The organism is Deltaproteobacteria bacterium (genome assembly GCA_018668695.1).
GTDB lineage: Bacteria > Myxococcota > XYA12-FULL-58-9 > XYA12-FULL-58-9 > JABJBS01 > JABJBS01.
Window position 1 is genome coordinate 1 of the sequence record JABJBS010000330.1, and the last position, 8,934, is coordinate 8,934.

Genomic DNA, 8,934 nt, shown 5'->3' on the forward strand with positions numbered 1-8,934 from the left:
ACGTGTCGAAGTTTCCAACCACCACACTGAAGCTATCGAGCATCCCGGTCGAATCGCACCACACTCTCCGCAGTGGTATAGTTGAGTTGCGCCCGAGAGTTGATCGCGGCGCGGCTGTCGGGGCGGTTTATACCCGGGCTAGAGCGTTTGTTTTTCCTAGGGGCTTCCACTCCTTTTAGAATTATGATAAAAAAAACATCCCGCAACACTCTTGCGGGACAAATAAATCTTCATAACCTCCAATTTGGATCTTTTTTGTCCATTACCCTCTAAAGGAGCACTGAAAATGAAACGTTTCGCCACGCCTTTGTTAATCCTTGTCCTTGGTCTCAGCCTCGGTTTGACCGGCTGTTCGGATGACGGCGACGATCCCGTCACACCGGATGCCGTTTCCGAATTCGACGGCTACGAAGACTGGACCCAGGTTGAATACACCAACGCCTCCAGTCCTTTTCTGGGCCCGGCCCACCAGGGCGACAACCCGGATTACGTGCGTGCCATCTACTCCGATGATCCCGACAAAACCGAAGGCGATTACGCGGTGGGAACCCTCTTCGTCAAGGAGACCTACACCTTCGATGCCCAGGGCAATAAAATGTTCCCCGACGCCATGGGGTTGCTGGGCATGATCAAGCGCGAAGCCGGGTTTGATACTGACGGTGGAGACTGGGAATACTTCAACATCAATACCAATGATTTGAGCACCATCGACAGTGGCGCCAACATCGGCTCCTGCAAGGGTTGCCACACCAACGCCACCGGCAGCCACGGCAACGATCACATCTTCGCCCACCCTTATGAATTCATGGCCGTCAGCGCCGACTTCGACGACTACGCCAACTGGAACCTGGTCGGAACCGAGCAGGGACCTGACGCTCTGCTGGGCCCGGCTCACGAAGGAAATGACGACAGCACCGTGCGCAAGATCTACAAGAAACAGTTGCAGGCCAATCCCAATGGCTGGAATGGATTTCCTGTGGGAACCATGTATCTGAAAACCGTACAGAATGCTGATGGAGACATCATCGGCAAAACCGGCATGGCTAAAAGAGGCAGCTCTTTTGATAACGATCACGGAGACTGGGAATATTTCATGATGGATGCCGGCTCGGGTGAAATGATGGCTATGGGCGATGGTTCATCCATGTGCATCGGTTGCCATACTGCTGCGGTTGTGGCAGGAAATGGTGTGGACTATGTGTTCGGTCACGATGGTGATCCGTTCAACAACTAAATTATACCTCTAAAATTGTGTTTTTCCTAAACCCCCTTTGCCAACTCCCGGCCAAGGGGGTTTTCAAAGGCACAACCTAATGCCCAACCCCTGAAAGCCGCCTCCCCTTACCCGAATCAAAGGAATACCCCAAACTAAACCGCAAACAAGCAGCCTCCCCCGACAACTCTGTCCCCCCGCTATTGCGGGCCCCTATATACTCAAACCGATAATCTACCCCCGCGATCCAGTTCTTGCTCTTCCCAAGAAAAACCCGATACCCAACCCCAAAATTGGCATTCACAGTACCAAGAACCAGATCTTCCTCCCAAAAAGGCACGATGCCGTCATAACCCAACCCCAAAAATACATCCACCCGGTGAGGCCCGTCACTCCACAGTGGTACAGTCGAGCTGCGCCCGACAGGTGGTTGTGGCGTGGCTGTCGGGGTGGTTTATACCCGGGTTAGAGTGTTTGTTTTTCCTAGGGGCGGTGCTCTAGTTGTCCTGAGCGCCTTCGTCAATCCAAGCTCTGACAATCTCGATCGCTTCGTCAACCATTGCGTCGGCCATGTCCGGTGGCGGCATCAGGGTCGGGCCCTGACCCACAGGGAGGTCCTGGGTCAGGATCGCCACAAACCCACTGCCCGCCGCGTCGCCGGCGATGATGAAGGTGCCGACCAGGGCCATCAGGTCATCCGCGTCATCGTAGTAAACTCCGTTCGCGACCGCGGGAGGGAAGGGGGCATCGGTCCGGGTGTGGCACCCGCCACAGGTCTGGTCGATGATCGGCATCACGTGTGACTAGAACACCCAGATGGGACCTCTTTCTTTTTGGCTTGGTGGCAGCCTGATGCGCAGGATAAAAATCAACCCGCTGTCCCTTATAATGCTTTTAAGGAACTCGAAAGCCTTGCTCTCGTAACCAATCAAGCCAAAGCAACGCCATGGATCTTTGGAAGAAATGATAACGAGTTGGTTTTTACTACTACAGGAACTTATTTGATAAAAATGTCGGAAAATTTGGAAACTGACGACGGTACTCCAGTTTATCAGTGTGAAGTTTTCTTTGAAAAAGAATGATCCAGGATTGTAAGAGCCATAATGAACATTGAGAAAGCTAATGGTGGTGAGCTTATCTTGTTTGATGTTTTCGTCGATGTAATTCCTAATGTTGAGGAACGTTCAGATGGCGACCTAAAGATTCTTTTATGGTTGGAATAATATTACCTCGCGCCCAAGACATTTTCCCCACACCTTTTTGCCGTTTGAGGGTATATAGGTATTGGGTGGGGTGGTTATGGGGGTGGTTTGGTCTTGAGGAGTAAGCTGATGCTTCAATTCAATAAAACGATGGATTTAGAATATCGTAAACTAGATATTAATCATTTCAGCTTGGCCGAAAGCTTAAAGAAGCTTGCTTCAGAAGGCTTCACTCAGGTTGATGACTTTGTTTTTCTAAAGCACTGCTATAAGACCAACACAAACGTGAGCGCTGAATCATTTCCTGATGCGACTGGGTATGAGTGCTTTATAAATTCGATTCATATTGATGACTACGTGTCTTGTGATTATCTTGCTCAGGCGGTGTTATTTACACGCTCGTTATTTGAAAGCTTTAATGATTTAGGGCTACAGAGTTCCTTGGTGTGTGTCATGTCGATGGATGAGCTTGGGTTAAATATAAAGTTCTATCTAGCTCGCATAAATGAGTTATATCTTAATGAAGACCTGGATGGATATGATGAAGCAGTGCTTATTATTGATTCGAGTGAGCCGGGTTGGTGAATTTTTCTTAGCGCAAAGATGATTTTTAATTTTAATTCTGATGAATATAATAAGTGATGATTAAACCGAATATATATTTTTTGGTGACAGGAGTTGGTAATGGCTATTTATGATAAACCTGTTCGGGTTTTGATGAAAGAAGATATGGTAAAGGCGTTTCACTTGGAGCCAGGGAAGCAGTTCTCTAAAGCCCAAGCTGTCAACTGGTTCGGAGAACAGTATCCAGATGTCAAAAAGGGAACTGTTATTGCTCATCTTGTCCGTTTATCAATAAATGCCCGAAGCCGTGTTCATTATAAGCCTAAGCCTGTTGAGGATGATGTGTTCTTCCAGATTGATGGTGGGCACTTCCGCCTTTATGAACCAGGTCAAGATCCGCAGCCGATTCAAAATGCTACAACAGAAAAACATTCCGAAAGGTTAGAAGTTGAAGAAGAAGCCGAGCCAGTCGGAATGTCTGAATTTGCTTATGAGCGAGATCTGCAAAACTATCTCGTCAAGAATTTGGAATTGATAGAGCCAGGTTTAAAGCTTTACGAGGATGACGGTATCAACGGCATTGAGTTTCCAGTGGGCGGCCGATTTATCGATATTCTTGCAGTGGATTCGAAGGGTGATTTCGTTGTTATTGAGTTGAAAGTTGCTAGAGGTTATGACCGTGTGGTGGGACAGTTGCTACGCTACATTGCGTGGATAAAAAAAGAACAAACAGATCCTGGGCAAAATGTTCGTGGCATTATTATTGCTCGGGATATCAGCGAAGACTTACTGCTGGCATGTTCTTCCTTAACGAGTATTGAATTGTTCGAATATGAATTATCACTAGCACTGAAGTTGGTGCAGAGCTGTGAAGACTAGACAAATGTCATAGGGTTAAGTGACTAGGCTTCCGTAGACGTCATCTGACTGGTCGTCTGACTCAAGTCAACCTCGCCCCAAGCAACATCGGTACTTGCACGCGCACGTTTCTTCTCGCCGCGCCGCTGCGCCTGAAGGCCAACCAGGTCATGGTGGGTAGAAAAGTATTGCAAGCTATGACCCACTGCCGCTTGCAAAGAGTCAAAGTCGTGTTCGTCAAGAAAATCGGAAAGACCTTGCTTAAGCTCTTCCACCATCTTAAGCCCTTGTAACATCGCTCCTGTACACACCTGAATCGTGCTGGCGCCTAGAAGAACATATTCAATAGCATCCTTGGATGAAGTTACACCGCCCATCCCAGAAATACTTAAGCTCGGCTCATCACGGGCAATTTCCTGTACCATCCGCAGACCAATGGGCTTCGCACCCAAATAGGAATATCCACCCGGCACCGAGTGACCCTCTACGGTGGGCAGCGGTCGTAGCGTTTTAAGATTTATACCCACAACACTGAGAATTGTATTGATAGCCGCTACACCATTGGCGCCGCCCTCTTTGGCTGCACGAGCAGGAACCCGGATATCGGTGATATTCGGCGTCATTTTTGCCCACACTGGGATATCCACAACTTCTCGAACCCAAGCCGTTACAGTCTGCACGCGTTCAGGGTCTTGTCCCATTGCCGCGCCCATCCCCTTTTCGGGATGCCCGTGGGGGCAAGAAAAATTAAGTTCTAGCCCATCCACACCGGTAGCTGCGCAGCGCCGAGCAAGCTCCTGCCAGCGCGACTTCTCAAAGCTTTCCATAATCGAAGCTATCAATACCTTCTTTGGAAACTCTTGCTTCAGAGCACGGAAATCTTCTTCCCAATCTTCAAAAGGTCTATCGCTTATCAATTCAATATTTTGAAAACCGATGACTTCACCGCTTGCGGATTTCAATTTTTCATAGCGAGGCGTGACGTTGATAACTTCGGTATCCGTCAGTGCCGTGGTCTTCGCTATAACGCCGCCCCAGCCCGCCTTATAAGCTTTGCGAATCACACGGGCATTGGTTCCCGGAGGGCCGCTGCCCAAAAGAAATGGGTTCTCAAAATAAATTCCATCTACAGTTATTGAAAGATCCATCGTTATCCCCTTGTCTTGCTTGTTGTCTCAAATTCGTAAAAGTCAGTTGATTCACGCAGTGCACCGGTGGGCATCACAGTGGATGTACCAGGTGAAACCTCGAGCGTAGATTCCGGCTTTCGTGACCATCGCCACAGCCGTGTGAAACTTACGTATGTCGTACCGGAAAGAATAAATCCTACGAACCAGGCGCGCTCATAAATGGCTGTCCAGACCGAATCGACCTCAACCAATCCCAGAGCCGCGAGAAAACCTGGCACATTCGGAAAAATCCCGACAAATAAGGCGAACAACGCAATCGGGTTAACGCCCTTCCAATAGCGGTAGGCCCCATTCACCTTATAAAGCTCATCTACCTCCAAGCGGCATTTTCGAATCACGAAATAATCCGCAATCATCACGCCGGCCACCGCACCCAAAAGAGCGCCATAACCAATCAGCCAGGTAAACAGATACTGAGCGGCATCGTTGTAGAGCTTCCAAGGCATGATCAAGATGCCAATCACCGTCGCAATCAGGGCGCCGCCCTTAAATGAAATTTTATGCGGTGCCACATTCGAAAAATCATTGGCCGGCGAAACAACATTTGCGGCCAGGTTTGTCGTCAAAGTTGCCATGGCAAGTGCCAGCATCGATACAACTGTCATCACCGGTCCGCCAATCTGGCTTACAAGCTCCACTGGATCTGCGATGCGTGTACCGAAAATAAAGACCGTTGCGTTGGTCACAACCGCCCCCACAAAAGCGAACGCCGTCATTGTTGGAACAAGTCCAATTGTCTGGCCGATAACCTGTTCTTTTTGGTTTTTCGCATACCGTGCAAAATCAGGAATATTCAAAGCGAGCGTGCCCCAAAAAGCGACTCCCCCGGTAATACCCGCACCCAGCAATGCACTCTCCCACGAACGAGTGGCTGGTTTTTGTTCAGCCAAAAGGCTGCTTAAGTCACCCATATGGCTCCAAGCCCACCCAAAGAGAATCGCTCCCATGGCCAGTAAACAAGGCGCAGCCCAGGTTTCTAAAACCCGGATAGAATCCACCCCTCGTATGATGATCGCTACATTGATAAGCCAAAACACTAAGAACGCGGCGAATTCACCGGTGCCAATGCCCATCCAAACGGGCAAAATCTCTGGCAAGCTAGGAGCATTCGGAAACAAAGAGAGCGTCAGGTAGTAAAGAGCACTGCCGCCAATCCAGGTTTGAATGCCAAACCACCCACACGCTACCAATGCACGCATCAGAGCTGGAATATTTGCTCCAAACACACCGAATGATGAACGCAGCAAAACGGGAAATGGAATTCCATAGCGCGTTCCGGCATGGGCATTGAGAAGCATCGGAAACAAAACCACCAGGTTTCCTAAAGCCACGGCGCAAACCGCTGCCTTCCAAGACCACCCCTCCTGTACCATTCCGCTTGCAAGCGTATAGGTTGGAATACACACGGCCATCCCCACCCAAAGCGCTGCTATGTGCCACCTGGACCATGTCCGTTCGTCGTCACGCGTTGGCCTGAGATCTTCGTTGATAAGTCTTGCATCAGACATGGCTTTGCACCGTTGCCATGGCTTCGTCCATCAAACGGCAGCCTTCTCGCAGTTCATCTTCAGAGGTAAGCATCGGAGGTGCCAGACGAATGACATTGTTATAAAGTCCACCACGACCGATGAGAAGGCCGCGTTTCTTGGCTTCCTCCATCAAGCGTCCTGCCTCTTTGGTTGCCGGAACTTTTGTCTTTCTGTCTTCCACAAGCTCGATGGCCTGCATCAACCCGCGCCCACGAACATCACCAATAAGCTTATACTTCGACTTCATTTCCAGTAGATGCTCTCTGAGAATACCCCCCAAACGCGCACTGCGCCCAGGGACATCTTCGCGTGCCATGACTGTAAGCGTCGCCTCTGTGGCCGCCATGGAAACCGGATTGCCACCGTAGGTACAAATCGATTTTCCAGTAAAACTATCGGCAACCTCTTGCGTAGCGATGGTCGCTCCAACGGGCACCCCATTGGCAATGCCTTTGGCCATGGTCATGATGTCGGGTTCAACACCCGAATGCTCAATCCCAAACCATTTTTCGCCCGTTCGGCCAAAACCCGTTTGAACCTCGTCGCAAATAAAGACGCCGCCATACTTACGAATGATACCAACTGCCACTTCAAAGTAATCATCCGGAGGCGTGATGAATCCGCCAACACCTTGAATAGGCTCAGCCAAAAACCCGGCGATATTCCCTGTGGTCTCCGTTAGAATCAGCTCTTCCAAATCCTCGGCACATTTCAACCCGCACGATGGGTAGGTCGCACCAAATGGACAGCGGTAACAATAAGGCGAATGACCGTGTTTAATATTCGGTATAGAGCTACCAGAAAGCCGATAGCCGCTGTGCGCTGTCAGGTTCATTGCAAGTTGAGAGCGGCCTGAATAACCATGGCGTAAGGCGATAATTTCTTGATTGCCTGTATGAATTCTTGCCAAGAGCACTGCAGTCTCGTCCGCTTCTGTGCCTGAGTTTGTAAAGAAACTCTTTTTAAGCGCGCCGGGGCTTAGCTCCGCGAGCTGCTTTGCAACCGTCAATTGATTCTCGGTTGGATAAAGGGTGGAGACGTGTCCCAGCTTTTTCATCTGCGAGGACACAGCCTCGGTTATCTCATCCTGACAGTGGCCAAGAGAGACTGTGAGAATGCCTCCAAAGAAATCCAGATACTCGCCGCCATCAATGTCTTTAACGACAGATCCCTTGGCTTCGGTAATAACAATCGGTTCTTCGTAATAATTAGCAACACAGGGAAAAAGAAAATCATCCTGTTCGCGCAAAACTTTCTCGCGGCTCATCGAAGGCCTCCACTCTATTTAAGTCGTCCAAAAAAAAACGGCGGCCTCCAATCGGGAGTTGGAGACCGCCTTTAGCTAGATCAGCATCAAGGAAGTTGCTGAGTCATTTCGGGATATGAGTCTGGGCGACGGTCACGGTAAAACTGCCAGACCCGGCGTACTTCTTCGAGCACATCTAAATCAAGATCAGCTACAACCAACTCGTCATCCTTTGTAGAGCCCTCTGCGAGGATCTCGCCCCGTGGGTCAACAAAATAACTTGTGCCGTAAAACTCGCCAATGTTCCAAGGCGCTTCTGTACCAACTCGGTTGCTGCAACCCATATAGTAACCGTTGGCAACCGCATGGGCGGGTTGTTCAATTTTCCACAGGTGCTGTGACAACCCTGCTACCGTGGCCGATGGATTGAATACAACTTCTGCTCCATTGAGGCCTAGAAGACGTGCGCCTTCTGGGAAGTGGCGGTCATAACAAATGTAGACACCGACTTTTGCGTAACGGGTTTGGAAGACGGGGTAGCCCAGATTACCAGGTTTGAAGAAAAACTTTTCCCAAAAGCCTGACGTCTGGGGAATGTGGTTCTTGCGATACTTCCCGAGGTATGAGCCATCGGCATCAATGACCGCTGCCGTGTTGTAATACACGCCAGGCATTTCGCGTTCGTAAATTGGTACGATGAGTACCATCGCGTATTTCTTAGCATAAGCTGACATTTGCTCAATGGTCGGCCCTGGAATCGTCTCTGCGATATCGCACCATTTCGAATCCTGGCTTGGGCAAAAATACGGCCCGTTGAACATCTCTTGTAGCGCAAGAATCTGCACACCGCGCTCGCCTGCCTGCTCAATCAATGGAATGTGTTTCGCCACCATCGCATCACGAATATCCTCTACTGACGCATCCGCATCGTTGAGAGGGTTACTCATTTGAATCATGCCGCATCGTACATTACGTGTCATTGTCTATTCTCCTTGTGTGGTATGAATTCGGGTTAGAACCAGCGAGACATCACAACTTTTGCATCTGTAAAAAAGCGGATGGAATCATCGCCATGCGCTTTTACGTCGCCGAAGAAGCTCGACTTGGTTCCGCCAAAAGGAAAGAACGCCAT

At 49.6% G+C, this 8,934-nt stretch carries 9 protein-coding genes; 4 read left to right on the plus strand and 5 right to left on the minus strand.

Annotated elements, in window-relative coordinates; all coding sequences use genetic code 11:
* The first annotated feature begins 286 nt into the window (after positions 1 to 286).
* The gene (locus tag HOK28_18590) at positions 287 to 1,234 is read left to right on the plus strand and encodes a hypothetical protein (protein ID MBT6435112.1); all 948 of its coding nucleotides are present in this window, start codon (positions 287 to 289) and stop codon (positions 1,232 to 1,234) included.
* 476 nt (positions 1,235 to 1,710) lie between these two features.
* Here the strand turns inward: HOK28_18590 and HOK28_18595 are convergent, their stop codons facing one another.
* On the minus strand, positions 1,711 to 2,010 hold the full coding sequence (locus HOK28_18595) for a hypothetical protein (protein MBT6435113.1): 300 nt from the start codon (positions 2,008 to 2,010) through the stop codon (positions 1,711 to 1,713).
* Positions 2,011 to 2,046: 36 nt separating this feature from the next.
* Between HOK28_18595 and HOK28_18600 the strand changes: the two genes are divergently transcribed.
* The 3 genes from HOK28_18600 to HOK28_18610 all read left to right on the plus strand — a co-directional run bounded on the left by HOK28_18600 (position 2,047) and on the right by HOK28_18610 (position 3,858).
* Positions 2,047 to 2,295, plus strand: coding sequence for a hypothetical protein (locus tag HOK28_18600; GenBank protein MBT6435114.1), 249 nt, complete (start codon positions 2,047 to 2,049; stop codon positions 2,293 to 2,295).
* Between the two features lie 249 nt (positions 2,296 to 2,544).
* Positions 2,545 to 3,000, plus strand: a complete 456-nt coding sequence (locus HOK28_18605) for a hypothetical protein (protein ID MBT6435115.1) — start codon at positions 2,545 to 2,547, stop codon at positions 2,998 to 3,000.
* Between the two features lie 99 nt (positions 3,001 to 3,099).
* Positions 3,100 to 3,858: a DUF91 domain-containing protein gene (locus HOK28_18610; GenBank protein MBT6435116.1), complete on the plus strand. Its 759-nt coding sequence runs from the start codon at positions 3,100 to 3,102 to the stop codon at positions 3,856 to 3,858.
* A gap of 23 nt (positions 3,859 to 3,881) precedes the next feature.
* Here HOK28_18610 and preA read toward each other — a convergent pair whose 3' ends face one another.
* The 4 genes from preA to HOK28_18630 form a co-directional block, all read right to left on the minus strand.
* On the minus strand, positions 3,882 to 4,985 hold the full coding sequence (gene preA, locus HOK28_18615) for an NAD-dependent dihydropyrimidine dehydrogenase subunit PreA (GenBank protein MBT6435117.1): 1,104 nt from the start codon (positions 4,983 to 4,985) through the stop codon (positions 3,882 to 3,884).
* Positions 4,986 to 4,987: 2 nt separating this feature from the next.
* Positions 4,988 to 6,535 carry an NCS1 family nucleobase:cation symporter-1 gene (locus HOK28_18620; protein ID MBT6435118.1) on the minus strand — a complete coding sequence of 516 codons (1,548 nt, stop codon included), beginning with the start codon at positions 6,533 to 6,535 and terminating at the stop codon, positions 4,988 to 4,990.
* On the minus strand, positions 6,528 to 7,823 hold the full coding sequence (locus tag HOK28_18625; protein MBT6435119.1) for an aspartate aminotransferase family protein: 1,296 nt from the start codon (positions 7,821 to 7,823) through the stop codon (positions 6,528 to 6,530). The genes HOK28_18620 and HOK28_18625 overlap by 8 nt, the downstream gene beginning before the upstream one ends.
* Before the next feature lie 86 nt (positions 7,824 to 7,909).
* Positions 7,910 to 8,749, minus strand: a complete 840-nt coding sequence (locus tag HOK28_18630) for an acyltransferase (GenBank protein ID MBT6435120.1) — start codon at positions 8,747 to 8,749, stop codon at positions 7,910 to 7,912.
* Positions 8,750 to 8,934 lie beyond the last annotated feature (185 nt).